Origin of the sequence: Moellerella wisconsensis ATCC 35017 (genome assembly GCF_001294465.1) — a bacterium.
In the GTDB taxonomy this organism is placed as follows: domain Bacteria; phylum Pseudomonadota; class Gammaproteobacteria; order Enterobacterales; family Enterobacteriaceae; genus Moellerella; species Moellerella wisconsensis.
In genome coordinates this window covers 293,041-318,961 of sequence record NZ_LGAA01000018.1, presented here as the reverse complement: position 1 = coordinate 318,961, position 25,921 = coordinate 293,041, and the positions used below count along the sequence as shown (strand labels likewise).

The following is a 25,921-nucleotide window of genomic DNA, read 5'->3' as shown; positions in this document are numbered from 1 at the left end:
TTGAAAAAAACGAAAATATGATGTGACAGTGTCACTGACCATCTAGCCCACGGATAGGTTTTGTCGTATCCCATGAACGGCAAGATGGGCAATGCCAATATAACGAGTGTGAAGTAAATCCACATTTACGACAACGGTAATCAGGTTTGGTTCGGATTTGTTCGCCGACCATTTTACGTAATAAAATTAAGCTTTCTTTGGCTCGCCCTTCTTCGGCATCTTGTAAATGATACTCCATCAAGCGATAGAATAAGCGCATTGTTGGATGGCGCTGCAATTGAGCATTAATATAGGTCAATGCTTTATCGTGTCCCTCGCTTTGGGCAATAATATCCGCCAAATAGAGTTCAGCCGCAGCACCCGAATCACCGGCGACACACTGTTGCAAGAATTCAGCCCATTCTTGCATATTATCCAGTTGTTTATAGCATTCATAAAGTAGCGGCAACGTTTCAGTAACTAATTCGCGATCTTGTTGATAAACCTGTTTCAACGAGGCAATGGCTTTATCGTAGGCATTTTTTTCTATATAAATACGCCCTTTCATAATTGAAACACGCGCACAATTTTTATCTGCTTGTTCGGCTTTATTCAATAAATTTAAACCGGCATCTAAATCATCGCTGCCCAATTGCTGTAAGGCCAATTCACAATAAAACTGGGCTATATCTTCACGTAGCGCATTATTCCCCAATTTGACTAGCTTGGTTGCCACATCAATGGCTTTATGCCAGTCACTAGTCAATTGATAAATCGATAATAAAGATTGATAAGCACTATTTTTAAAATCCACTTCATCAGTCAATTGTAAAAACATATTCTCTGCCCGGTCATAGACACCCGCGGCCATATAATCACGCCCCAATTGTTGGGTCGCAAGCAGACGTTGTTCAAAAGATAACGAGGCACTTTCAACTAATGATTGGTGAATACGAATCGCACGTTCAACTTCACCTCGAGAACGAAACAAATTACCGAGGGTTAGATGAGCTTCAAAAGCAGAGCTATCTTCCTTCAACATATCAAGGAACAGATCAACCGCTTTATCTTGTTGATTGGATAAAAGGAAGTTAACGCCTGTCACATATTCACGCGACAGACGATCAGCGTTCTGTTGTTTATCTTGTTGAGCACTTCTACGCCCCATATACCAGCCATAGGCGGCAGCAATCGGTAGCAGCAGAAATAGCAGCTCTAACATAGAAAATTAATCCTTATTTGATAAGGTCACAGCAGATACCGCCGATTCGGATGCATTTTTGCCTGACTCAGTTAATTGTGATTCTAAGCGTTTAATTTTACGACGGGCATTCGTCAAAGCAACAAATGATCTTAAATAGAAAATACCACAGACCAACCAACCTAAAATAAACCCCATACCAAACAATGAGGCCAACAGCGTAGAAACAGAGAAGTCACCTTTAGCAATCAAATAATTAAAGCTAATCACTTGGTCGTTACTCGATCCTAGCGTTATTGACACAATAAAAATCACCACTGCCAGTAATAAAATTAGAAAATATTTCACATTATTTCCTGTTATCAGTTGTCGTCGATAGACATAAATATCCATTATCTGCCTGATAAGGTAGCATTTACTCTGAGTTCAGACCAAGCAATTTCTCAAATAAACCTGCCAGCTGTAAGTCGGATAATGGCCGTGTTTTACAAAATCTAACTCGATATCCGTAATATACCAAAAAATATCAATTATCGCCTTATCGATACGGTGTAATACACATTCTATTACACTCTCTATTATACCTTGGCTATCATTCTGAATAATACCCTGTTTTATCGAGATTTTTATTTTCGCATTTCAATAATATAATCATACTTTGGCGATTAGTATTTAGCCAATTAGCGGTTGGTCGGTTGAGCTAATAGCCGACATGCGATCATCGCTAATACAACATTAATAGCAATTGATAGCAAAATATCACTCGGCCAGTGCATCGCCAAAACCAGTCGACTTACAATAACGCTTTCAGCCCACACCGCTAGCGCAATCGACCATAGATAATAACCACGTTGCCAAAATAGACCTATCAGTAATAATGCCCAACCAGTGGCAAATAACGTGTGTCCTGAGGGAAAAGAATAACCCGTCTCATTCTGCCAATGAGTTAACTGCCATTGCGGAATATCGCTAACATTTGATGTTAATTGTTTAATCAGTACTTTTCTTTGTTGGCGATCTTGAGCATAAAATTGGTTAGGAGAAATGTTATACTGCTGTTCAAGCCACAACACATAGGGCCTTGGCGTTTGCACACTATTTTTTATTCCCACTTTCAGCCCTTGCCCAATAACAATACATCCAGTCATCACTATCACCCATTTAATCCACTGCTTTCCTCGTGGACGAATTAGCCAAAGTGTTAATAGCAATAACAACAAAGAAGTGATTATTGACCACGGTTTCCCCGCTGTATTAGTAATATATAGCAACGGTAAGCCGAAAGGATTATCAAAAGGTTGCCAATGCCATTGCATAGCCACCAGCAGTATGGGCGGCAATGCCAAAATCATCGCAAAAACCACAATAGGATAAGTAAATTTTCTCATTTTCTGTCATCCTTAGCACTGATATTATTTTTAATTAAATTTGTTTATTCTTAGCAAAACCTATTGTATTAATATAGCTAAGACTGCGTGGGAATGATGTCTTAATTAGATAGCCCTAAGATAATATACACTATAATTTTGTGTCTATTTAATCTTAATCGCAAATCTCAAAGACTCTATTTATCGGTCATTTTTATCATTATCCGAGAGTTATAATCTATTCATGAAAGAAAATATACAGCTAAAGCGCGTCGCTGAGGCGAAATTACCGACCCCATTTGGTGAGTTTTTAATGGTTGGATTTGAAGAAATCGCTACCGGTAAAGATCACGTCGCGTTAATCTATGGGGATATCTCTGGCGAAACTCCGGTGCTATCTCGTATCCATTCAGAATGTTTAACCGGTGATGCATTATTTAGCCTACGCTGTGATTGTGGATTTCAATTAGAAGCTGCATTGTCACAAATTGCTAAAGAAGGCCGAGGTGTTTTACTTTATCATCGCCAAGAAGGCAGAAATATTGGTCTGCTCAATAAAATCCGAGCGTATGCGTTACAAGATCAAGGGCTAGATACTGTCGAAGCTAATCTAAAGCTCGGATTTAAATCCGATGAGCGCGATTTTACCTTGTGTTCAGATATGTACAAATTACTCGGGATCAACCAAGTAAGATTATTAACCAATAATCCGAAAAAAATAGAGATCATGAAACAAGCGGGTATCAATGTGGTTGAACGCGTGCCTTTAATTGTGGGCCGAAATCCAAACAATGCGCATTATTTAGATATCAAAGCGGAAAAAATGGGTCATTTATTATTTAATAAATAATTTGACAAATATCAGTACGAGTAAATAAATACTTTTGATGAAGATCATCCAATCGATGGTCTTCTAAATCTGCTCTATTAACTATCATCAGCATTTAACTATCATCAACATCAAGTTTCCCCATCCAATCGGTTACATTCACTTTCTGTTGATAACGTTTATACTGTCATTACAATTTATGCTCACTGAGCGTTAGCTGCCATAAAATAGCCACTATCCTCAAACAGCCAGATCACAAAATAAGGAGCTATTGTGAATAATCAGCCATCCATCCAGCGCTTGAGAAGACTCCGTCAAACAAAAACATTCCGCGAAATCTTCCAAGAGACCTCTCTGTCACTCAATGACCTGTGTTTACCTATCTTTGTTGAAGAAGGTCTTGATGACTACCAACCGATTGAGAGCATGCCGGGTGTCATGCGTATTCCAGAAAAACGTCTACCGTATGAAATAGAGCGTATTGCCAAGGCAGGAATTAAATCTATTATGACTTTTGGGGTATCGCACCATTTAGATGAAACCGGTAGCGATGCATGGCAAGAGAATGGTTTGGTGTCTAGAATGTCACGTATAGCCAAACAAACGGCGCCTGAACTGATAGTTATGTCAGATACCTGTTTCTGTGAATATACCTCACATGGTCACTGTGGCGTATTGCATAATGAGAGTGTAGATAACGATCAGACTATTCATAACCTGGGTTTGCAAGCGGTCGCTGCTGCACGGGCAGGCGCAGATTTCATTGCCCCATCAGCAGCTATGGACGGACAAGTTGCCGCTATTCGCCAAGCACTAGATAACGCAGGTTTTAATCATACGCCAATTATGTCCTACTCGACTAAATTCGCTTCAGCACTGTATGGTCCATTCCGTGATGCCGCAGGATCATGCTTAAAAGGCGATCGTAAAACCTATCAAATGGATCCGATGAACCGTCGTGAAGCTATTCGCGAATCATTGATTGATGCCCAAGAAGGTGCAGACGTGTTGATGGTTAAACCCGCTGGTGCATATCTGGATATTATTCGCGATTTGCGTGAGCGAACTGAGTTACCGATTGGCGCATATCAGGTGAGTGGTGAATATGCACAAATCAAATTTGCAGCCATGGCCGGTGCAATTGATGAAACTCGAGTGACCTTAGAAACACTAGGCTCAATTAAACGCGCAGGTGCAGATATTATCTTTACTTACTTTGCACTAGAGTTAGCCGAAAAAGGCTTACTGTAATCCTTGAAGGCGCCTATCATCGGCGCTTTCGTATTTTCTGTATAAATTAATATGGAATAGTTGGACGATAGTTGTTTAAAAGTCATTATTGAAGAGTAGTTTTTAAGGATAAATAGTTATTGAAGAATAGTTGCGAAATAATTGCGGAATAGTTAAATGCTAATTTTAAAATAACTTTAAATACATAACGTTAAATACAGTTCAGACCGTGTTATTAACCTAAGTTAAATCACATCTAAGACCTACATAAACAATAAAAAACCATAAAAATATTATTAATTACCGGTAAACATTCTCACGCGTTAATAAAATTTAGCCTTTTCAGTCGATAGCAGACTATGTTTAATTCTATCTATCTTTCAATAGAATGAGATCAGAATTTTATGACTAAATTTAATTATCATCGATTCAAACATTCCTATGCTAATACGAATATCTACGCCTATACCCACACAAATACTCATGCGAATATGCATATTAACAATACCTATACACTTTCTGATGTGCAGCCGACAGCGCAAACACAACCCATCCTGCATAGAAATAGTGACAACGATGGCATCATTCAGTATATCATCGACAGATCACTGTATAAAAAACCAGGTATCCATGAAAAGCTCACTAAACTGAAAAAATATCTGATTAGTTTAATTTCCATTGTTACACATTATATCAATACCAATCACCCTATCGATACACTTTCATCCCACCAACCCGGATTAAAAAATTGGCTAGATGCGACACAACAATTGCCACTAATCACCTGTTCCGCCATACAAAAAAAGGAAATAAGCCATCAGGTTAAAGGAATAACTGTCGCTAAAGGTGTATTAGCTTTAATCATGGAGACGATTTTGAATGTTCAAAATGAAGGATTAGACGCATTTTTACTGTTTCTTCAAGAACAAGAACAAGCAATGCAATTGAGATTAAAGAAAAATATTAATCAGTTCTCTACCACACTAATCTTTTGCGTTATAGAAGCACACAATATTATGCAAAATAGTGTTTTTTATCCCAAAATCTGTTTTTACCATTTACATTTCAATCGTAAGAACGCACAACTGATGCTGAATTGTAACTCCAGTGATAGTTTTGAGATTAATTTTGAATATACCTCGTTTAGTGCGTTTTTTAATGATGATGCACTTAAGGATGAACTGGTTAGCCATCAATTTGAACAATTTATCCAACGCCATTTGCTGAGTTCGATTCAAAAATCAGATAACTTTTTTGGGCGTCACCCTACTCAATCGTAACATCCACCTACATACGGTTCTAAATAGTTACTTATCGCCCTCTTTATACCGTTTATTCATATAAAGATATGTATTCATATAAAGATATGGATGGTATATCGATAAACATAGTAACAGCACGTATGTGACACACTGTTATAGTAGGCTAAATAGTACTATAACCCAAAATAGTACTATACCGAAAAACAGCAAACAGCCACAGCTAAGATAGCAGCTAAATAATCGGTAACTGGATATCTTTAAACATCTGTTCAATATCTTCATTATTACGCAAAGCCACCGCTTTATCGACCACATCCCGGGTTAGATGCGGTGCAAAACGCCACATGAAATCATACATATAGCTACGTAAGAAACTGCTACGACGAAATCCAATTTTAGTGGTGCTATAGCTAAATTTATCTCGCATATCAATAGTAACCAAATCACTGTCCTGCACAGGATCAACGGCCATGCTGGCAATAATGCCAATACCCAACCCTAAACGTACATAAGTTTTAATCACATCGGCGTCGGTGGCAGTAAAGATAATTTTCGGCGTCAGTTGTTCTTGTTCAAATGCAACATCTAACTCCGAACGCCCAGTAAATCCATGGGTATAAGTAACAATTTGATATTCAGCAATATCTCGAATAGTTAAATCTTTTTTATTGGCTAAAGGATGGTCTTTGGGCACGACAACGCAACGGTTCCAATGGTAACAAGGCAACATTATTAAATCGCTATACAAATGTAACCCTTCCGTAGCAATGGCAAAATCGCTATTGCCTTTGCACACATCCTCCGCAATTTGGGTTGGCGATCCCTGATGCATATGCAATGAAACCTGAGGATAACGTTCAATAAAAGTTTTAATTACCGGGGGTAACGCATAACGAGCCTGTGTATGGGTAGTCGCAATATATAATGAGCCTCTATCAGGATAGGTATGCTCTCCAGCCACAGAACGAATAGCATCTATTTTTGACAGAACATCTCGGGAGATTCGAATCACCTCTTCACCCGCCGGCGTCACGTGAGTCAAATGTTTTCCGCTACGTCCAAAAATTTGGATCCCTAGCTCATCCTCCAACATACGCACTTGTTTACTGATCCCCGGCTGAGAGGTATACAAACCTTCGGCTGTCGATGAGACATTTAAATTGTGATTTACGACTTCGACGATATACCGCAGTTGTTGCAATTTCATAGTTCTACCACCCTCAACCTGTAAATTTATGCCCATACTAATTGGCTATAGCTAAATCATCTTACATATAACAAAAAGTAATATAGATATAAGTTAATATAACTAATATAACATTGTTTAAATAATAATTAACAGCTATATGTTAGAATTTGAGATTGAATTAATCACCAGCTACGCCTACCTTATGATAATCCGCTAGCTGTCTCAGTTAAAAGAGGTTTTTGCTCTATGAAGAAAACGTTATTAGCCTTAGCCATAGGGATCTCAGCGATAACAACCCTACCTTCAAGTTATGCCAAAGATATTACTTATGGCTCTCAAACCATCGCATTATCCGATAATATTGTCCCGGGAGATGACTTCTATCACTATGTCAATCAGCAGTGGATAGATCAGGCCAAAATTCCTACCGGAATGTCACGTATTAACTCTTTTGTTGAGTTACATCTTAAAACCGAAAAACAATTACAGTCATTAATAGATAACTTACTCAACCAGCCAGAAAATACGTTAAATCATAATCAGCGCAATATTCGTAACCTCTATCTTAGCTATTTGAATGAATCGGCAATTAAACAGGCCGGATTAGCTCCGGCTCAACCATTACTGAACGCAATACAGCAAGCCAATAGTCATGCTGATATTGCCAAATTAATGGCACAACCTGGCTTTTTCTCGTTGATCTCTTATTGGGTTGATTTAGACGCTAAAGCGCCGGATACCTATGTGTTGTATTTGGGACAAGGGGGATTAGGCTTACCGAATCGTAGTTACTATCTTGATGATAGTCCGCAAATGGTTGAAATCCGCAAAAATTATGTCGAATACATTGTAACTCTGTTAAAACTCGCTGGCGAAAATTCAGCTACAGCTAACCAAAAAGCACATAAAATTTTGGCGTTAGAAACCGCCCTAGCCAAGGCTCACTGGACACCAGAAGCTAACCGAGACACTATCAAGCAATATCACCCAATGAGCCTTGCTGAAGTTACCAAATATACTGCGGGGTATCCATTAAATGAATTATTTGATTATTGGAAACTCTCGGATAAACAACTCAAAAAAATTATTGTGCAAAATGACAGTGCGGTTCAACAATCTGCCAAGATTTTTGCTGATACCGATATTGATACACTGAAGGATTATCTGCAATTTCATCTGTTAAGCAGTAACGCAAACTTCTTAACACCCGATTTTGATAGCGCACGCTTCAATTTTTATCTTCACCAGCTAAATGGCATTGAACAGCAACGTAGCCGTCAAGAGCGCGCGCTAGAAACCGTTAACCGACTACAAGATGAGCCATTAGGTCAACTGTATGTTGAGCGTTATTTTAATGCGGATTCAAAGGCTAAAATTATCGATTTAGTTAATTATGTCAAACAAACCTTCCGCGACCGTTTACAGAAAAATAGCTGGATGGATGAACAGACTCGCCAAGAAGCCTTAACCAAACTTGACCAATTTAAGGTAAAAGTAGGTTATCCAGATAAATGGACCGATACCCACCAATTGACGTTAAGTGACGACCAACTATTTAATAACTACCAAAATATTTTAAATTGGTCATATCAACAAGATATGCAAAAAGTAGGTGAAAAAGTCCGCACCTGGGAGTGGGAGATGCCTCCTCAAATGATCAACGCTTATTTCAATCCTGTGCAAAATGAAATCGTTTTTCCTGCGGCTATTTTACAAGCACCTTTCTTTAATCCGAATGTTGATCCAGCCTATAACTACGGGGCCATCGGCGCAGTTATCGGGCATGAAATGGGCCATGGATTTGATGATCAAGGTCGACTGTATGACGGTAAAGGCACTCTAAGAGACTGGTGGACAGAACAATCACAAACCCAGTTTAATGCTAAAACTGCAAACCTAATCAAGCAGTACAGTAATTTTAAAGTCAATGAGTTGGCCGTAAATGGGCAATTAACTTTGGGGGAAAATATTGGTGATTTAGGGGGGCTAAGTATTGCCTTAAATGCCTATAAACAGTTCGCTAAAGAACATTATCCGAACGGCGAACCACCGATTATTGATGGTACCACGGGGTTACAACGTTTCTTTATTTCTTGGGCCAGAACGTGGCAAGAATTAGCAAACCAAGAATCCGAGAGAAACAAAATCCTCACGGATCCTCACAGTCCAAATCAATTCAGAGGAAATGGCGTAGTACGTAATATCGATGAATGGTATTCAGCGTTTGACGTTAAGCCCGATAACAAATTATATCTACCTCCGACTGAACGGGTACATATTTGGTGATCTTAGCGGATAACCAAACAATAAAGGCGCTGGTTTCCAGCGCCTTTATTTATCTATGTCAATTATCTAGTCATTAGGCAATAAAACGACATCAATAAATGCGTATTACTTTTCTTTTGCAACCCATTTGCCATCAACATAGAATGCGCTCCAGCCAGTGGCTTTACCGTCTTTTTCTGAAGAAACATACTGCTGTTTAGTCTTGCGACTGAAACGAACAATCGTTGGATTACCTTCAGGATCGGTGGCAGGTGCTTCTGCTAGATACTTCATTTTATCGGCTAATCTATCTTTAAATCGTTGTAACTCAGCAACTAACGGTGCACGAGTTTCCCGCGATTTAGGGAAAGTGTTGGCAGCTAAAAATATCCCCGCAGCCCCATCACGTAGGACAAAGTAAGCATCAGATTTTTCACATGGCAACTCAGGTAAAGGGACCGGATCCTCTTTCGGTGGCGCAATCTCACCACTTTTTAAGATCTTACGAGTATTTTTACACTCATCATTGGTACATCCCATATATTTACCAAAACGTCCCATTTTTAAGTGCATCTCTGAACCACATTTTTCGCACTCAATCACGGGGCCATCGTAGCCTTTAATCCGGAACTCACCTTCTTCGATATCATAGCCATCACAGGCAGGGTTATTACCACAAACATGAAGTTTTCTATGAGTATCAATTAGATAACTATCCATCGCAGTGCCACATTTCGGACAACGACGCTTAGCACGTAATGCATTGGTTTCCGCATCTTCGCCTTCGAGAATATTTAATAATTCATTCTCTGGGATCAGATTAATGGTTTTTTTACAGCGCTCTTTAGGCGGTAAAGCATATCCCGAACATCCTAAGAAAACACCGGTTGATGCAGTACGAATGCCCATCGGTCGTTCACAATCAGGACAAGTGATCGACGTTAACACCATTGGATTGGTCCGCATGCCGCCTTCTTCCGGATCTTTTTCAGCCACATCCAGTTGCTTGCTAAAATCAGAGAAGAATTCGTCTAACACCGCTTTCCACTCTTCTTGATGATTAGCAATATGGTCAAGCTGATCTTCCATACGCGCGGTAAAATCGTAACTCATCAATTCTGTGAAGTTTTCTTCTAGGCGATCGACAACAATCTCACCCATCTTCTCAGCATAAAAACGACGATTTTCCGCTTTAACATATCCACGATCTTGAATAGTAGAAATAATCGATGCATAGGTCGATGGACGTCCGATACCGCGCTTTTCAAGCTCTTTAACTAAAGAGGCTTCACTGTAACGGGCGGGTGGCTTGGTAAAGTGCTGGCTAGGTAGCAGCGTTTCCAAACTCAGTACCGTTCCCGGCTGAATCGGTGGCAAAGTTTTATCTTCATCATTTTTACGTAATGCCGACATCACTCGCGTCCAACCATCAAAGCGTAATGTACGACCTTTGGCTTTAAGCTCAAAATCACCCGCTTTTACAGTTAATGTGGTTGAATCATATTTGGCAGGTGTCATTTGACACGCCACAAATTGATTCCAAATTAACTGGTACAGTTTTTTTGCGTCTGGTTCCATATCTTTCAAGGAATCAGGTAATACATCCACACTGGAAGGACGAATAGCTTCATGCGCTTCTTGTGAGTTTTCTTTGTTACTGTAAATATTAGCGTCTTTAGACAGATATTTAGCGCCAAAGTTTTCACCAATATAGTCTCTCACCATGGTTAATGCATCTTGGCTCAAATTAGTCGAGTCAGTACGCATATAGGTAATATACCCCGCTTCATAAAGACGCTGAGCCATCATCATGGTTTTCTTTACTCCAAAGCTTAAGCGTGTGCTGGCCGCTTGTTGTAAAGTTGAAGTAATAAAAGGTGCGCTGGGTTTACTGGAGGTTGGTCTATCTTCGCGGTCAGTGACCTCAAATTTAGCCTTTTCCAGCAATGCCACTGCAGCTTCAGTTTCGGCTTTAGTGACCGGCTTAAAGGGCTTACCTTTACTGTGGGTCACTTCCATACGGATCGCTGAAACTGTTTTTTCTGCTAAATCTGCATGTAGCTGCCAATATTCTTCTGGTACAAATGCTTTAATTTCGCGCTCACGCTCAACAATCAAACGTACAGCGACGGACTGAACGCGTCCGGCAGATAATCCTCGCGCCACTTTTTTCCACAGTAGCGGAGAAACCATATAGCCCACCACGCGATCCATAAAGCGACGCGCTTGTTGAGCATTAACTCGGTCAATATTTAACTCACCGGGCTTATTAAATGCTTGTGTAATGGCGTTCTTTGTAATTTCGTTAAATACGACCCGGCTGAATCGTGAATCATCACCACCAATCACTTCCCGCAAATGCCAAGCAATAGCTTCTCCTTCGCGGTCAAGGTCGGTTGCGAGATAGATATGATCTGCATCCGCAGCTAACGATTGTAATTCAGAAACCACTTTTTCTTTACCAGGTAAAATCTGGTAATTAGCCGTCCACCCATGATAAGGATCGACACCCATACGATTAACCAGGGCATCTTGTGGATTTTTTTTGGCTTTTTTGGTTTTATCGGTAGTTGTGGCTGCGCTCTTTTGCGTTCCTGATCCACTTTTAGGCAGATCACGGATATGACCAACGCTGCTTTTCACCACGTAGTCTTTGCCAAGATATTTATTTATCGTTTTGGCTTTTGCCGGGGACTCCACTATAACAAGAGCTTTACCCATAATTACCTTTACCTAATTTCTGTAATAAGTACATTCATTATTTAAATGTACTAAATTGAAAATCTCTTTCTTATATTGCGTAAGAATCGTAATAGATCAACTTTTTTTCTTTAATTTATTTGCGGTAGAACAAAAACAGTAAAATTAACTGAGCTATTTTAGACACAGAGAAACTGAGTTTTAGTATGCAATATTTTTTGCTGTATAATAGCAGTTTAGTGGCAAATGAAAAACACACACTCTACCTGATAAATAGTGATACGCAACTAATTATTTTTTTAAGGAGTCAGTTCTATGCAGAAGCAACCAACACTCATTACTCGGGATGAGCTTTTAGAAAAAGCGAATAAAATCATTAAAGAACATGAAGATTTTATTCATGGAATGTACGCAACCACTGTTGAACAACACGGTCCGACCCTAGTGTTTAAAGGGGAGTTTTTCCTCGATGAAGATGGCGTACCAACGGCCAAAAGTACCGCAGTATTTAATATGTTTAAACATTTAACTCAAACATTATCTGAACAATATAGATTAAAAGATTAATAATCAGCATGCGATAAAGATAACAGCAAACGGCTGATGATCTTTATCGCAATAACTTGCCTCTAAATATTATAAAATGAACTATCGACTATATTTATGCTTAAATTTAAACCATAAATATAATCAAATTCGTCATTAAATAACTATTAGCGATTATTTTTAATCCACTAATTTAGTCATTATTATGATTAAAGTAACGGTTTTTGACCGCGCTGCCACCAGCGTAATAGTAATTTATCCACATTTTCTGAGATGCTACCAGTAAAACGTTCAACTAATTTTTTGCTGTGTGTATAGCTCACGCTAATCACTTCTCTATTTTCTATTTGCTCAATAATCAAATCATCACTAACGCCAATCTGATCAATTAAACCTTTCTGTTTTGCCTGAGTTCCGTACCAATATTCGCCTGTTGCTACTGCTTCAATATCTAATGATGGTCGATTATCGTGCACAAATGATTTAAACAAGTGATGAGTTTCATTTAAATCTTCAATGAATTTTTCACGGCCAGCATCAGTATTTTCGCCCAACATTGTCAATGTTCTTTTATATTCACCCGCAGTATGCAGTTCAATATCAACTTGATGTTTTTTCAATAAACGATGAATATTGGGTACTTGAGCAACCACACCGATAGAGCCAATAATAGCAAAAGGAGCCGCCACAATCTTATCAGCAACACATGCCATCATATAACCACCACTGGCGGCCACTTTATCGACAGCCACAGTTAATGGAATGTTTTTTTCTTTCAACCGCCCCAATTGAGACGCTGCAAGTCCATAACCATGCACCATACCGCCCGGGCTTTCTAAACGTAGCAGCACTTCATCTTGTTTATCCGCTACCGCTAATACGGCAGTAATCTCCTCACGCAGTGACGAAACTTCGTGCGCATCCATGCTGCCTTTAAAACCCAATACATACAGGCACGGTTTTTTTACACCACTCTGACCTGCCTTCGCATTAAGCTTCTGTTTTTTAGCATCATTTTTACGCTGCTTTTTAAACGCTTTTGTCCACGCTTTATGCTCAGCCTCATTCATTTTTAGCCGCTGCATTTCACGTTGACGATCACGATAAAGCTCACCAAGATCGCTAATTTTCAATGCGCCTTTACTCCCACCACGACGCAGGCTATTAGCAAAAATTAATACTACCAACGCCCCAATAGCTAACACGATGGTTACTACTTTGGCTAAAAATAAACCATACAGAGAAAAATACTCCACGAAATAATCCTTCTTTCAGACTAAATATATACAAAAATATTCTCATGAATAAATTCATGAGGCTAGCAAAAATTATAGAGTAGTTTACTCTTAATCGAGGATCTACTGAATTCGATTGTATTTAATTAGCTAATAATTGCAGTTAATACAAATAGATAAATAACCACCAATCGATTAGGAACAACGCATGTTACACTATCAACCCAAAAGTGACCTATTAAACGATAAAATTATCTTAGTAACTGGGGCTGGTGCAGGCATTGGCCGAGAAGCCGCATTAACCTATGCACGTTATGGTGCCAAACTTATTTTGCTGGGCAGAACCGAAAGCAAGCTCAAAGATGTCCAACAACAGATTACTGATACTTATCACGCCACTCCGTTAATTTATACGCTAGATTTATTAACCGCGACCGAGGAACAATGCCAAGCGTTAGCGGCTGATCTAGCACAGAAAGTACCTTGTCTTGATGGCGTACTGCACAATGCTGGGTTATTAGGTATTGTTGCCCCAATCAGCGAACAACCCGCTGAATTATGGCATCAAGTTATGCAAGTTAATGTTAATGCGACCTTTATGCTAACGCAGGCATTACTCCCGCTATTATTACGCTCAACCAGTGCCTCATTAATATTCACCAGCTCCAGTGTCGGTAAACAAGGGCGTGCAAACTGGGGAGCATACGCTGTCTCTAAATTTGCCACCGAAGGCTTGATGCAAGTTCTGGCTGAAGAATATAAACAAAGTAATCTGCGAGTTAATTGTATCAATCCTGGAGGCACTCGTACTCAAATGCGAGCCAGTGCATTCCCACAAGAAGACCCTCTCGGACTAAAAACCCCGGCCGATATTATGCCAGTTTATGTGTATCTTATGGGTAATGATAGCCAAGGGAAAAGCGGTATTAGCTTTGATGCACAACCGAATAGAAAACCGGGGATAACGGAGTAAATCGATGCCAGAATCACAACATCAGCAACGGCAACAACGACTGAAAGATAAAGTTGAGGCTCGGATTGAATCTGCTCAGCTTGAACGCGGAATTTTAATCGTTTTTACTGGCAATGGCAAAGGCAAAACCACCGCAGCGTTTGGGACCGTAACACGGGCTATCGGGCACGGTTTAAAAGCCGCAGTTGTCCAATTTATCAAAGGCGGTTGGGATAATGGCGAACGCGCATTGCTCGAACCATTAGGTGTTCCTTTTCATGTTATGGCCACCGGATTTACTTGGGATACCCAAAACCGTGACTATGATACCCAAGCGTGCCTACAAACCTGGCAACAGGCAGTTCCATTATTGTCTGATCCATCCATCGATTTAGTGGTTCTGGATGAATTAACCTATATGGTGAGTTATGGCTATTTGCCGTTAGAGGAAGTTCTCCTACGCTTAACCCAGCGGCCAGAGCATCAAACGGTCATTATTACCGGACGAGGTTGCCATCGAGAGCTGTTGGAACTAGCAGATACTGTCACCGAAATGCGCCCGGTGAAACACGCATTTGATGCCGGTATTAAAGCGCAAAAAGGCATCGATTGGTAAAAGCTAATGACTAAAAATCATTCGAAATAATAGCTACGGCGGGCTAATCCATTTACTGTTGTTTAGCCCGTCATTTTACGATAAAAAGCACGAGCCAGATCAGCCATTATATCAATGACTCTTTGGGCAACGATGTTATAAATAGCTGTTGAATAACTGATACGCCAGTACCAAATATAGCCCGAGTCTGAATTATAAAATCGGTATAAGATTGTAATTTGGTACAGGATTGTAACAATGTAAGGGATAGGACAATAACTCATAAAAAAATAGAATAAATATCACGTAATTTATTGTATTTAATGATTGTTTTTGAATGATATCGTAATAATAAAAAATCAGCCGCTATAAAATATCCGGCTGATTTTACTAAAACTAATTTATATATTGATTATATATATTGATTAAGTACGGGTACGACTTTTAGTCACGGGTTTGGTACTGGATTTAGCCCCAGTTTTAGTCCCTGCACGAGTACTTGGGCGTTTAGTCCCCCCCGTACGTTCAGACACCTGCGAATGACGTTTCACTGCACGGCGAATTTGATTAGCTTTTAAGCGACGTTGATCGCGAGGAACAGCCACTTTAGTCACAACTTCTGGATCTAATTCAACCAATTCACGTAAATAATTGATTTGCTCTAAACCTAATTCAACCCAACCACCACGTGGCAAGCCTTTTGGCAGATCTAAATCGCCATAACGCACACGAATTAAACGGCTCACTTGAATACCAACCGCTTCCCACAGACGACGTACTTCGCGGTTACGCCCTTCGGTTAAGGTCACGTTGTACCACTGATTGATACCTTCGCCGCCTTTATAGGTCAAGGTTTTAAACGATGCAGGGCCGTCATCAAGTTGAATACCCATGGTCAGTTGGCGTTTAATGGCATCTGTAACTTCGCCAAATACGCGCACCGCATATTCACGTTCAACTTCACGGCTTGGGTGCATTAAGCGATTAGCTAATTCCCCATCAGTGGTAAATAACAGTAAACCACTGGTATTAACATCCAGACGACCTACCGCTATCCAGCGAGCGCCGGTTAAACGAGGAAGACGAGCGAATACGGTCGGACGACCTTCGGGATCATTACGGGTACAGAGTTCACCTTCTGGCTTGTAATACGCCATGACGCGGCAAACTTCTTTTTCAGCTTCTTTGATAGATAGCACTCGGCCATCTAAACGGATTTTAGTCGATGATTTAACGTCAATACGATCGCCTAATGTGGCGGCTTTACCATCAACACTGATCCGCCCAGCTTCGATTAATGTTTCAATCTCACGACGCGAACCATGCCCTGAACGGGCTAAAACTTTCTGTAACTTTTCTGTCTTTTGCGTTTTAACGCTCATGTATACCTCATGTGTCGCCTTCACAGGCGTCATATTCATTAATATTGTTTACTTTGCACTGGCTATTATTCATTCACTTTCAATGTTATACACAGTGATTTATAAATATGGCTTAGCCACATAGATAATCTATATGGCTTATTATCTTGATATGATCTAATTTGATATGGGCTGATATAGCTTGCTGCGGATATCCCGATACAATATCAAAATCCCTGCGCATTATACACAGCTTTCAGTGAATGCCCTAAACAAACCTCGGTTACTCAAAAGGTGTAGTCGGCCCAGTTCCTACACGTACAATCACCGGGGAATCATCAGTTAAATCAATCACTGTGGTCGGTTGTTGTCCTAAATAGCCCCCATGAATAATCACATCCACCTGGCGGTCTAACACATCACGAATAGTCTCAGGATCAGACTGGGTAAAATCATCACCCGGTAAAATCAAGCTGGTGGACATTAATGGCTCACCCATTGCTTCTAACAAATCACGCGCTATTGGATTAGCTGGCACTCGCAGCCCAATCGTCTTACGTTTTTCATTCATCAGACGACGAGGTACTTCTTTGGTAGCTTTTAAAATAAAAGTATAATTACCCGGCGTATTATTTTTAATCAAACGAAACGCGGTATTATCAACATGGGCATATGTCGCTAGTTCAGACAAATCACGGCACATCAAAGTAAAATTGTGGTTAGAATCTAACTGGCGAATACGGCAAATGCGAGTCATCGCATTTTTATCGCCCAAACAACAACCCATTGCATAACCGGAATCGGTTGGGTAAACCACTACTCCGCCCTGTTTTAAAGCATCAACACACTGATTTATCATGCGTGCTTGCGGATTATCTGGATGAATATAAAAAAATTGGCTCATAAATTACCTCGCGATCCTCTGGTCGTGAACATTTCACGACCATACCTCACCATGTGAGTTATAGGATATAGATTAACAATAAATTGCACTGTTAATTTAATTCTAGTTTAAATTAAATTTTGTCTATTCTACACTGACTTATACGCTCAGCAACGCGTTATTATTATCCGTGTTATCCCACAATTGCCAAACTGCATTATTATCATTTGGTAGCCACAAATTACGGCCCAGCTCAATCCAGCCACAAGGGCGATGAAAGTCAGAGCCCAGAGAACATTTTAATTGATGCAATTCAGCCAGTTGCGATAGAAACTGTTTTTCTTGATGGGTTTGCTGGCAATGCGAGACTTCCATTGCATCGCCGCCTTGCTGTTTAAAATAATCCACCAGCCGCTTTAACCATTTGGTTGACAACTGATATTTGGAGGGATGCGCCAACACGGCAACCCCGCCGGATTGATGGATAGCGGCTATCGCCTCTTCAATTGAACACCATGTTGGCGGAGCATACCCAATTTTCCCTTTCGCTAGATAGCGTTTAAAGACTTTATTGATGGTTTTTTCTTTACCAATTTCTATCAAATATTTAGCAAAATGAGCACGAGTCACTTGCCCACCTTGCGCTAATCGCTGCGCATTTTCCCAGCAATTTTCGATACCACTTTTAGCTAGCCGTCGCCCTATTTCTTCACCGCGCTGATAACGTCTGGTTGATTGTAACTCGAGCAGTTGACTAATCGCCGGAGAATTGAGATCAAAGTTTAATCCCACCACATGGATTTCCATATTCTCCCATAATGTTGAGATTTCTACGCCAGTGATCAACCTTACTGGAAGATGACTTTCTATAATATACTGTTGTGCGATTGGCAAAGCCGCACAAGTATCGTGATCGGTGATTGCTAGAAAATTAATCCCCATTTCTGCCGCACGCTCTACCAGTTCTTCAGGGGTTAACTCACCGTCTGAAGCCGTAGTATGACTATGCAAATCATATCTAACCAGCAGTTCAGTTAACTGTTGCGACATGTTGAGTCCTTTTTATCAGTATTAATTATAGATATTAATTATTTTAACTAGTATTCCATAAACGGCTTGACACACCAAGCTCGATCTAGTTAACTAGTACACAGGTCAGGATGATAACCCTTAGATAAATTAACCCTAAATCATGTGAGGCACGGTATGACAGCATCTATTTTATTTAACCGTTGGTGGCGTAACTTCCCCGTTTGGGCGCAATCCGCGAGTGCATAGAATAGAGATGCTACCGTGCTGAAACCCGCCCCTTGAGGTGGGTTTTTTTATTGCTACATTTTCATTTTAAGCCTCAGTTTTAAGGCTACAGTTTTAAGGTAAGACACATGACAAATCACAAAGAAACAGCGGTTAAGTTTGATCATTTGGAAAGCCCGATTAATTATCAGCAAGATCCGACACTGCTATTTCACCATCTGTGTGAAAATAAGCCTGCCACCCTATTGCTCGAATCTGCTGAAATCACGCTAAAAACTAATTTACAAAGTTTGCTGATTGTCGATAGCGCCTTGCGTATCCGTGCCTTTGGCCAACAAGTTGAGATAGAAGCGCTAAGTGAAAACGGTGCGGCATTATTACCGCTCATAGCCGATTTATTAGCCTCACACAGTAAGAACATAAACATTACTCCCCGGCAATTAATCGTCATTTTTCCACAGCCTGCGCCAGAGTTAGATGAAGATAACCGCCTCAAAGCCCATTCGTCAATGGACGTATTACGCTTATTGCCTGAATTAGCTCAACAAAAATCAGATAAACCGGAATTATTATTTGTCGGTGGCTTGTTTGCTTACGATCTTATCGCCAACTTTGAATCTTTGCCTGAAGTCGCATCGGTTAATCGTTGCCCTGATTATTGCTTTTATGTTGCCGAACATTATTTAGTGATCGACCATCAAAACCAAGCCGCGGTACTTAGAAGCAGTATCTTTAGCCAAGATATCACGATTAATCATAGTATTTCCGTGCGTCACCAAGAAATTATCTCTGCTTGTCGCCCCTTCTTATCTGCATTACCAGCAGTTTCTGTCGACAACTTTACGGTTAACGTGAATAAAGACGATGCAGTTTATTGCGATGCCGTGAGTGCGTTGAAAAAATACATTCGCCAAGGAGATATCTTTCAAGTAGTGCCATCGCGTAAATTCAGCATGCCGTGCCCACACCCCTTATTGGCTTATCAGCATCTCAAACAACAGAATCCCAGCCCGTACATGTTTTTTATGCAAGATCAGGATTTTAGCCTATTTGGAGCCTCTCCAGAAAGCGCGCTTAAATATGATGCCGACAGCCGAAAGATTGAAATTTATCCAATTGCTGGTACTCGTCCTCGCGGGCATCGCGCAAATGGCGAGATTGATGCGGATTTAGATAGCCGCATTGAATTATCCATGCGTACAGACAAAAAAGAATTGGCTGAACATTTAATGCTAGTGGATTTGGCCCGTAATGATTTAGCCCGTATTTGCGAACCTGGTAGCCGCTATGTGGCTAATTTAACCAAAGTAGATCGTTATTCGTTTGTGATGCATTTGGTCTCTCAAGTCGTGGGAACATTACGTTCCGATTTAGATATTTTCCATGCCTATCAGGCCTGTATGAATATGGGAACCCTAACCGGGGCACCAAAAGTTCGTGCAATGCAACTGATAGCAGAATATGAGCAAGAACGTCGAGGATCATACGGGGGCGCGGTCGGTTACTTCACCGGTAAAGGTCATTTTGATACCTGTATCGTAATTCGCTCGGCATATGTCGAAAATGGCATTGCCACAGTACAAGCCGGTGGTGGTGTGGTGTTGGATTCCAATCCGCAAGACGAAGCCGATGAAACACGCAATAAAGCCCAAGCGGTGATCCGCGCGATAGCTAAAGCACACCAAACCGAGGAGATCCTCTAATGGCTAATATTCTATTACTCGATAATGTCGATTCTTTTACTTATAACCTCGTCGACCAATTACGTGCTTATGGCCATCAAGTGGTTATTTATCGCAACACGGTCTCTGCTGAACATATTCTCACCGTACTGGCGAGCATGGAATCCCCGCTATTAGTGCTCTCTCCAGGCCCGGGTAAACCGTCAGAAGCCGGTTGTATGCCCGCCGTATTGCAAGCGGTAAAAGGACAATATCCCATTATTGGTATTTGTTTGGGGCACCAAGCCATTATTGAAGTATATGGCGGCCAAGTGTCTGCCGCAGGTGAAATTTTACACGGTAAGTCATCACTGGCGACTCACGATAATCAAGCTATGTTTGCCGGTCTTGATAACCCTCTGCCAGTAGCGCGCTATCATTCACTCGTGGGCGACAAAATCCCGAGTACATTAACCATTAGCGCGGAATCTAACGGCATGGTGATGGCGGTCCGTAATCAGCAAGATAAAGTGTGCGGTTTTCAGTTTCATCCCGAATCTATCTTAACAACACAAGGGGCCAGATTGCTTGAGCAGACATTAGCTTGGGCACTCGATACGCAGAAATAAAATAAATATCAATAAACTGCAAGGCCAATTTAGATAGAGAGAAAATATTATGAATACATTATTAAATAAATTATTTGGCGCTCAAGTGTTATCACAATCAGAAAGCCAATCATTATTCAATGCCATTATTCGCGGTGAACTGACCGAATCACAATTAGCCGCTGTATTAATTAGTATGAAAATTCGCGGCGAACAGCCAGCAGAAATCGCAGGCGCAGCATTAGCCTGCTTAGAAAACGCCCAGCCATTTCCACGCCCGGACTATGCCTTCAGTGATATCGTTGGTACTGGTGGTGATGGGGCCAACAGTATTAATATTTCAACAGCCAGTGCATTTGTGGCGGCTGAATGTGGTATTAAAGTCGCTAAACACGGTAATCGTAGCGTATCCAGCCGTTCCGGCTCTTCTGATTTATTGGCGGCTTTTGGTATTTCGTTAGAAATGAGCGCACAAAACGCCCGCGATGCCCTTGATGATCTAGGCGTTTGTTTCTTATTTGCCCCGCAATATCACAGTGGTTTTCGTCACGCAGCACCTGTTAGAAGCCAGTTAAAAACTCGAACACTGTTTAATGTGCTGGGCCCATTAATTAATCCGGCTCGCCCTTCGATTGCGTTAATTGGAGTCTACCAAGCGGAATTGGTTAAACCCATTGCTGAGACATTACAAATGCTTGGGTTTACCCGCGCAGCTGTGGTACACAGTGGTGGAATGGATGAAGTTTCATTGCATGCACCGACCGATGTGGCTGAACTTAATCATGGAAAGCTGTCTTATTACCAACTTAATGCCGATGATTTTGGGTTAATGCCATATGCTCTCACCGATTTAGCTGGGGGGGCACCTGAGCACAATCGCCAATTACTCAGCCAGCTGTTACAAGGGCAAGGTGCGCCGGCACATGAGGCCGCAGTGGCAGCAAATGTTGCTTTACTCATGAAAATTAACGGGCATGAAAATCTGGCTGAAAATGCAGATTTTGCTCTCAATGTTATTCGCAGTGGCAAGGCTTATGACCGTGTGACTGCCCTGGCTTTAAGGAAGTAATGCCATGAAAGTAACTATATTACACACTATCGTCAATGATAAACGTCAAGCGCTAATCGCGCGTAAAGCCCTGCAACCATTGAGCAGTTTTATCGATGCGGTAGTCCCTGCAAAACGAAATTTTTATCAAGCACTTGAGGCTAAGCATCCCGTATTTATTCTTGAATGCAAGAAAGCTTCGCCTTCTAAAGGGCTGATCCGCGCGGATTTCGACCCTGCGACTATCGCTAAAACCTATCAACCCTATGCAGCGGCAATTTCAGTATTAACCGATGAAAAATACTTTCAAGGGGATTTTACCTATCTGCAACAAGTCAGCGATGCAGTGCATCAACCGGTGTTATGTAAAGATTTTTTCATCGATGAATATCAAATTTATCTGGCGCGTTATCACCAAGCAGATGCCATATTATTAATGCTTTCGGTTCTGGATGATGAGCAATATATCGCCTTAGCTGCCGTTGCACACCAATTAAATATGGGTGTATTAACCGAAGTTATTAGTGACGAAGAAGTCGCCCGGGCGATTAAACTCAATGCTCGAGTTGTGGGGATCAATAATCGCGATCTGCGTGATCTCTCGATCAATTTGGATCGTACTCGTCAATTGGCACCCAAACTGCCCGAAGACACTCTTATTATTAGCGAATCCGGTATTTATCAACACCAACATATTCAGCAATTAAGCCAATTTGCTAACGGATTCTTAATCGGTAGCGCATTGATGTCTCAAGATGATTTAGCTCAAGCATTGAAAAAATTGATTATTGGCGAGCATAAAGTTTGTGGGTTAACCCGAGCGCAAGATGCCCTTGCTGCCTATCAATCTGGCGCCACTTATGGCGGACTTATTTTTGCCGATACATCCCCGCGTAAAGTGACGTTGTCACAGGCACAGCAAATTATTCATGCCGCCCCCTTAAAGTATGTAGGAGTATTCCAGCAGCAAGCGGTCGATTTTATTGCCCATTTGGCGCATACCCTGGCCCTATCTGCGGTTCAATTGCATGGTAATGAAGATGCTAAATTTATAGCTCAGTTACGAACTCAACTCCCCGAAGATTGTGAGATCTGGAAAGCCTATAATATGGCAGATAAAAAATTAGCCCATCTTGATAGCATTAATGATATTAATAACATTGATTTAATTCTGTTAGATAACGGCCAGGGTGGCAGCGGTCAACCCTTTGATTGGGCAAATATTCCGACCACCAGCCAATGCAGAATTATGATAGCTGGGGGATTGAACGCACAAAACTGCCAGAGCGCCGCCGGTTATTGTTGCAATGGATTAGATTTTAACTCAGGTGTAGAAAGCGCGCCGGGGATTAAAGATCCACAAAAAATTGCACATGTTTTTACCTTATTACAGTCTTAAAATGGATGGATGCATAATGAGTAAATTAAATCCTTATTTCGGAGAATTCGGCGGACAGTATGTTCCCGAGATCTTAATTCCTGCACTCAACGAACTCGAACAAGCATTTATCGATGCGCAAAATGATCCCTCTTTTCAGCAAGAATTTCAGGATCTGCTAAAAAACTATGCCGGCAGACCAACAGCTCTTACCTTGTGCCGTAATCTTACCCGAGGCACTAACACCAAATTGTATTTAAAACGCGAAGATCTGCTGCATGGTGGCGCACATAAAACCAACCAAGTACTTGGCCAAGCATTATTGGCCAAGCGGATGGGTAAAAACGAGATCATTGCTGAAACTGGAGCGGGACAACATGGAGTTGCTACCGCATTAGCCTGCGCACTTTTGGACATGAAATGCCGGATTTATATGGGCGCAAAAGATGTTGAACGTCAATCCCCTAATGTCTTCCGGATGCGCTTAATGGGCGCAGAAGTGATCCCTGTTCATAGTGGCTCATCCACCTTAAAAGATGCGTGTAACGAAGCATTAAGAGATTGGTCTGGCAGTTATCAACAGGCGCACTATCTATTAGGGACTGCGGCTGGGCCACACCCTTACCCGACAATTGTCCGCGAATTTCAACGCATGATCGGCGAAGAAGCTAAGCAACAAATTTTGCAAAGAGAAGGACGACTGCCTGATGCTGTTCTGGCATGTATTGGCGGCGGCTCCAATGCTATTGGCATGTTCGCAGAATTTATTCCTGAAACCGATGTACGATTAATTGGTGTTGAACCCGCAGGATTAGGTATCGAGACAGGACAGCATGGTGCGCCATTAAAGCATGGCCGTGTCGGCATTTACTTCGGGATGAAATCACCCATGATGCAAACAGCCGAAGGCCAAATTGAAGAGTCTTATTCTATTTCAGCCGGATTAGACTTTCCTTCCGTTGGGCCACAGCATGCACATTTAAACAGCATTGGACGTGCAGAATACGTCTCAGTAACCGATGATGAAGCATTAGATGCTTTTAAATTATTATCGCGCAAAGAAGGAATTATTCCGGCGTTAGAATCGTCACATGCACTGGCTTACGCATTAAAAATGATTGAGTTAGAACCCAAAAAAGAGCAAATTCTAATTGTCAATCTTTCCGGTCGTGGTGACAAAGATATCTTTACGGTGCACGATATTTTAACCCAAAAAGGAGAGATTTAATGGAACGCTATCAACAACTTTTTGCGTCATTGAAAGCGAAAAATCAAGGGGCTTTCGTTCCATTTATCACTCTGGGCGACCCTGATGCTGAACTCTCATTAGACATCGTAGATGCTTTAATCGCTGGCGGTGCAGATGCGCTTGAAATTGGTATTCCATTTTCCGATCCGTTAGCCGATGGCCCGACGATTCAAGCCGCTAACTTGCGGGCATTTAAAGCCCAAATCACCCCAACCCTATGCTTTGAATTATTAACTCGCATTCGCCAAAAGCACCCACAAATGCCGATTGGCTTATTAGTTTACGCAAATTTAGTCTTTAGTCGTGGAATTGATAATTTTTATCAGCGCTGTCAACAAGCCGGTGTGGATTCGGTATTAGTGGCAGATGTTCCGATGTCTGAATCACAACCGTTCCGTGATGCGGCTATCGCACATAATGTGGCACCGATTTTTGTTTGCCCACCGAATGCGGATGAATCGCTAATCGCGCAAATTGCAGATAATGGCCGGGGATATACTTATTTATTATCGCGAGCTGGCGTAACGGGTACTGAAAAACGAGCAGAGCAACCATTAACGCATCTAATAAATAAACTTCAGCAATATAATGTAGCTCCCGCGTTACAAGGCTTTGGTATTTCTGAACCTAGCCAAGTGCGCGAAGCCTTACATAACGGGGCTGCCGGTGCTATCTCTGGCTCTGCTGTGGTTAATATTATCGCCAATAATCTGGCGGATCCCCAACGTATGCTTAGCGCATTAACTCAATTTGTGCGCGAAATGAAAGCCGCAACTCAATTATAATTCAATCGAATATTCGTTATAGAGAGCAATAGATAATTATTATTCTATCGCTCTCTAGATATCTCCTATCTAAAGACATTACCTACCCTTGGGACTTTTTATCTCTTTTTTTGTATTTATTTTCAGCTGATTTATTAAAAATGATTAATTAAGCAACAATAAATTTGTGTTTTGTCTAATTTTTATTAATACTGATATAGAGGCAAATAAAATACCTCGTTCTCTAGGTATAAGTTTAAGCAAAAATAAATATTGGATTATCTAAGATTTATTTGATTAATATTCTATTTCAGGAGAGATACGGTGAAAGCAATCAAATCAGTTACTGCAGTATTTATCGC

At 41.0% G+C, this 25,921-nt stretch carries 20 protein-coding genes and 1 pseudogene; 12 read left to right on the top strand and 9 right to left on the bottom strand.

Features of this window, described 5'->3' with window-relative positions; translation table 11 throughout:
- Positions 1 to 31: 31 nt before the first annotated feature.
- The 3 genes from lapB to M992_RS09515 form a co-directional block, all read right to left on the bottom strand.
- Positions 32 to 1,201 carry a lipopolysaccharide assembly protein LapB gene (lapB, locus tag M992_RS09525; RefSeq protein ID WP_047256153.1) on the bottom strand — a complete coding sequence of 390 codons (1,170 nt, stop codon included), beginning with the start codon at positions 1,199 to 1,201 and terminating at the stop codon, positions 32 to 34.
- 6 nt (positions 1,202 to 1,207) lie between these two features.
- Entirely contained in the window at positions 1,208 to 1,528 is a 321-nt protein-coding gene (locus tag M992_RS09520; RefSeq protein ID WP_053908544.1) for a LapA family protein, read from the bottom strand.
- A 332-nt stretch (positions 1,529 to 1,860) separates the two neighbouring features.
- Positions 1,861 to 2,568, bottom strand: coding sequence for a phosphatase PAP2 family protein (locus M992_RS09515; RefSeq protein WP_053908298.1), 708 nt, complete (start codon positions 2,566 to 2,568; stop codon positions 1,861 to 1,863).
- Between the two features lie 235 nt (positions 2,569 to 2,803).
- On the opposite strand from M992_RS09515, the gene ribA reads away from it, so the two are divergent.
- From ribA to M992_RS09500, 3 genes are all read left to right on the top strand, one after another.
- The gene (ribA, locus tag M992_RS09510; RefSeq protein ID WP_053908543.1) at positions 2,804 to 3,397 is read left to right on the top strand and encodes a GTP cyclohydrolase II; all 594 of its coding nucleotides are present in this window, start codon (positions 2,804 to 2,806) and stop codon (positions 3,395 to 3,397) included.
- Between the two features lie 252 nt (positions 3,398 to 3,649).
- Positions 3,650 to 4,627, top strand: coding sequence for a porphobilinogen synthase (hemB, locus tag M992_RS09505; protein WP_047256156.1), 978 nt, complete (start codon positions 3,650 to 3,652; stop codon positions 4,625 to 4,627).
- A gap of 383 nt (positions 4,628 to 5,010) precedes the next feature.
- A complete protein-coding gene (locus M992_RS09500) occupies positions 5,011 to 5,886 on the top strand; it encodes a hypothetical protein (RefSeq protein ID WP_053908297.1) in 876 nt (291 codons plus the stop codon).
- A gap of 214 nt (positions 5,887 to 6,100) precedes the next feature.
- Here the strand turns inward: M992_RS09500 and cysB are convergent, their stop codons facing one another.
- Positions 6,101 to 7,075 carry an HTH-type transcriptional regulator CysB gene (gene cysB / locus M992_RS09495; RefSeq protein WP_053908296.1) on the bottom strand — a complete coding sequence of 325 codons (975 nt, stop codon included), beginning with the start codon at positions 7,073 to 7,075 and terminating at the stop codon, positions 6,101 to 6,103.
- Between the two features lie 228 nt (positions 7,076 to 7,303).
- Here cysB and M992_RS09490 point away from each other — a divergent pair, with 228 nt between their 5' ends.
- Positions 7,304 to 9,343 (top strand): M13 family metallopeptidase, encoded by a 2,040-nt coding sequence (locus tag M992_RS09490; protein WP_053908295.1) that lies wholly within the window; start codon positions 7,304 to 7,306, stop codon positions 9,341 to 9,343.
- A gap of 105 nt (positions 9,344 to 9,448) precedes the next feature.
- Here M992_RS09490 and topA read toward each other — a convergent pair whose 3' ends face one another.
- Entirely contained in the window at positions 9,449 to 12,043 is a 2,595-nt protein-coding gene (topA, locus tag M992_RS09485; RefSeq protein ID WP_053908294.1) for a type I DNA topoisomerase, read from the bottom strand.
- Positions 12,044 to 12,337: 294 nt separating this feature from the next.
- On the opposite strand from topA, the gene M992_RS09480 reads away from it, so the two are divergent.
- Positions 12,338 to 12,589 carry a DUF2498 family protein gene (locus tag M992_RS09480; RefSeq protein WP_053908293.1) on the top strand — a complete coding sequence of 84 codons (252 nt, stop codon included), beginning with the start codon at positions 12,338 to 12,340 and terminating at the stop codon, positions 12,587 to 12,589.
- Between the two features lie 188 nt (positions 12,590 to 12,777).
- On the opposite strand, the gene sohB is transcribed toward M992_RS09480, so the two are convergent.
- Positions 12,778 to 13,824, bottom strand: coding sequence for a protease SohB (gene sohB / locus M992_RS09475; protein ID WP_053908292.1), 1,047 nt, complete (start codon positions 13,822 to 13,824; stop codon positions 12,778 to 12,780).
- A gap of 187 nt (positions 13,825 to 14,011) precedes the next feature.
- Between sohB and M992_RS09470 the strand changes: the two genes are divergently transcribed.
- Positions 14,012 to 14,776 carry a YciK family oxidoreductase gene (locus tag M992_RS09470; protein WP_053908291.1) on the top strand — a complete coding sequence of 255 codons (765 nt, stop codon included), beginning with the start codon at positions 14,012 to 14,014 and terminating at the stop codon, positions 14,774 to 14,776.
- Positions 14,777 to 14,780: 4 nt separating this feature from the next.
- Positions 14,781 to 15,371 carry a cob(I)yrinic acid a,c-diamide adenosyltransferase gene (cobO, locus tag M992_RS09465; RefSeq protein WP_053908290.1) on the top strand — a complete coding sequence of 197 codons (591 nt, stop codon included), beginning with the start codon at positions 14,781 to 14,783 and terminating at the stop codon, positions 15,369 to 15,371.
- Positions 15,372 to 15,775: 404 nt separating this feature from the next.
- Here the strand turns inward: cobO and rluB are convergent, their stop codons facing one another.
- The 3 genes from rluB to rnm all read right to left on the bottom strand — a co-directional run bounded on the left by rluB (position 15,776) and on the right by rnm (position 18,644).
- Positions 15,776 to 16,732 (bottom strand): 23S rRNA pseudouridine(2605) synthase RluB, encoded by a 957-nt coding sequence (gene rluB, locus M992_RS09460; protein WP_053908289.1) that lies wholly within the window; start codon positions 16,730 to 16,732, stop codon positions 15,776 to 15,778.
- Between the two features lie 262 nt (positions 16,733 to 16,994).
- Positions 16,995 to 17,615, bottom strand: a complete 621-nt coding sequence (locus M992_RS09455) for an L-threonylcarbamoyladenylate synthase (protein WP_053908288.1) — start codon at positions 17,613 to 17,615, stop codon at positions 16,995 to 16,997.
- Between the two features lie 138 nt (positions 17,616 to 17,753).
- Positions 17,754 to 18,644 carry an RNase RNM gene (gene rnm, locus M992_RS09450; protein WP_053908287.1) on the bottom strand — a complete coding sequence of 297 codons (891 nt, stop codon included), beginning with the start codon at positions 18,642 to 18,644 and terminating at the stop codon, positions 17,754 to 17,756.
- A gap of 335 nt (positions 18,645 to 18,979) precedes the next feature.
- On the opposite strand from rnm, the gene M992_RS09445 reads away from it, so the two are divergent.
- From M992_RS09445 to trpA, 5 genes and pseudogenes are all read left to right on the top strand, one after another.
- Positions 18,980 to 20,554 (top strand): anthranilate synthase component 1, encoded by a 1,575-nt coding sequence (locus tag M992_RS09445; RefSeq protein ID WP_053908286.1) that lies wholly within the window; start codon positions 18,980 to 18,982, stop codon positions 20,552 to 20,554.
- A pseudogene (trpD, locus tag M992_RS15470) lies at positions 20,554 to 22,189 on the top strand (bifunctional anthranilate synthase glutamate amidotransferase component TrpG/anthranilate phosphoribosyltransferase TrpD). The gene M992_RS09445 and the pseudogene trpD overlap by 1 nt, the downstream one beginning before the upstream one ends.
- 4 nt (positions 22,190 to 22,193) lie before the next feature.
- A complete protein-coding gene (trpCF, locus tag M992_RS09430) occupies positions 22,194 to 23,567 on the top strand; it encodes a bifunctional indole-3-glycerol-phosphate synthase TrpC/phosphoribosylanthranilate isomerase TrpF (RefSeq protein ID WP_053908283.1) in 1,374 nt (457 codons plus the stop codon).
- Between the two features lie 16 nt (positions 23,568 to 23,583).
- Positions 23,584 to 24,774 (top strand): tryptophan synthase subunit beta, encoded by a 1,191-nt coding sequence (trpB, locus tag M992_RS09425; RefSeq protein ID WP_053908282.1) that lies wholly within the window; start codon positions 23,584 to 23,586, stop codon positions 24,772 to 24,774.
- Positions 24,774 to 25,580, top strand: a complete 807-nt coding sequence (gene trpA / locus M992_RS09420) for a tryptophan synthase subunit alpha (protein ID WP_053908281.1) — start codon at positions 24,774 to 24,776, stop codon at positions 25,578 to 25,580. Before trpB ends, trpA begins: the two co-directional genes overlap by 1 nt.
- The last annotated feature ends 341 nt before the right edge of the window (positions 25,581 to 25,921 follow it).

Coding starts and splice junctions, on each gene's coding strand:
- topA (WP_053908294.1), bottom strand. CDS start 12,043: ATGGGTAAAGCTCTTGTTATAGTGGAGTCCCCGGCAAAAGCCAAAACG.
- lapB (WP_047256153.1), bottom strand. CDS start 1,201: ATGTTAGAGCTGCTATTTCTGCTGCTACCGATTGCTGCCGCCTATGGC.
- M992_RS09515 (WP_053908298.1), bottom strand. CDS start 2,568: ATGAGAAAATTTACTTATCCTATTGTGGTTTTTGCGATGATTTTGGCA.
- cysB (WP_053908296.1), bottom strand. CDS start 7,075: ATGAAATTGCAACAACTGCGGTATATCGTCGAAGTCGTAAATCACAAT.
- trpCF (WP_053908283.1), top strand. CDS start 22,194: ATGAAAGTAACTATATTACACACTATCGTCAATGATAAACGTCAAGCG.
- M992_RS09500 (WP_053908297.1), top strand. CDS start 5,011: ATGACTAAATTTAATTATCATCGATTCAAACATTCCTATGCTAATACG.
- M992_RS09455 (WP_053908288.1), bottom strand. CDS start 17,615: ATGAGCCAATTTTTTTATATTCATCCAGATAATCCGCAAGCACGCATG.
- trpB (WP_053908282.1), top strand. CDS start 23,584: ATGAGTAAATTAAATCCTTATTTCGGAGAATTCGGCGGACAGTATGTT.
- M992_RS09480 (WP_053908293.1), top strand. CDS start 12,338: ATGCAGAAGCAACCAACACTCATTACTCGGGATGAGCTTTTAGAAAAA.
- M992_RS09490 (WP_053908295.1), top strand. CDS start 7,304: ATGAAGAAAACGTTATTAGCCTTAGCCATAGGGATCTCAGCGATAACA.
- trpA (WP_053908281.1), top strand. CDS start 24,774: ATGGAACGCTATCAACAACTTTTTGCGTCATTGAAAGCGAAAAATCAA.
- rluB (WP_053908289.1), bottom strand. CDS start 16,732: ATGAGCGTTAAAACGCAAAAGACAGAAAAGTTACAGAAAGTTTTAGCC.
- M992_RS09445 (WP_053908286.1), top strand. CDS start 18,980: ATGACAAATCACAAAGAAACAGCGGTTAAGTTTGATCATTTGGAAAGC.
- M992_RS09470 (WP_053908291.1), top strand. CDS start 14,012: ATGTTACACTATCAACCCAAAAGTGACCTATTAAACGATAAAATTATC.
- rnm (WP_053908287.1), bottom strand. CDS start 18,644: ATGTCGCAACAGTTAACTGAACTGCTGGTTAGATATGATTTGCATAGT.
- cobO (WP_053908290.1), top strand. CDS start 14,781: ATGCCAGAATCACAACATCAGCAACGGCAACAACGACTGAAAGATAAA.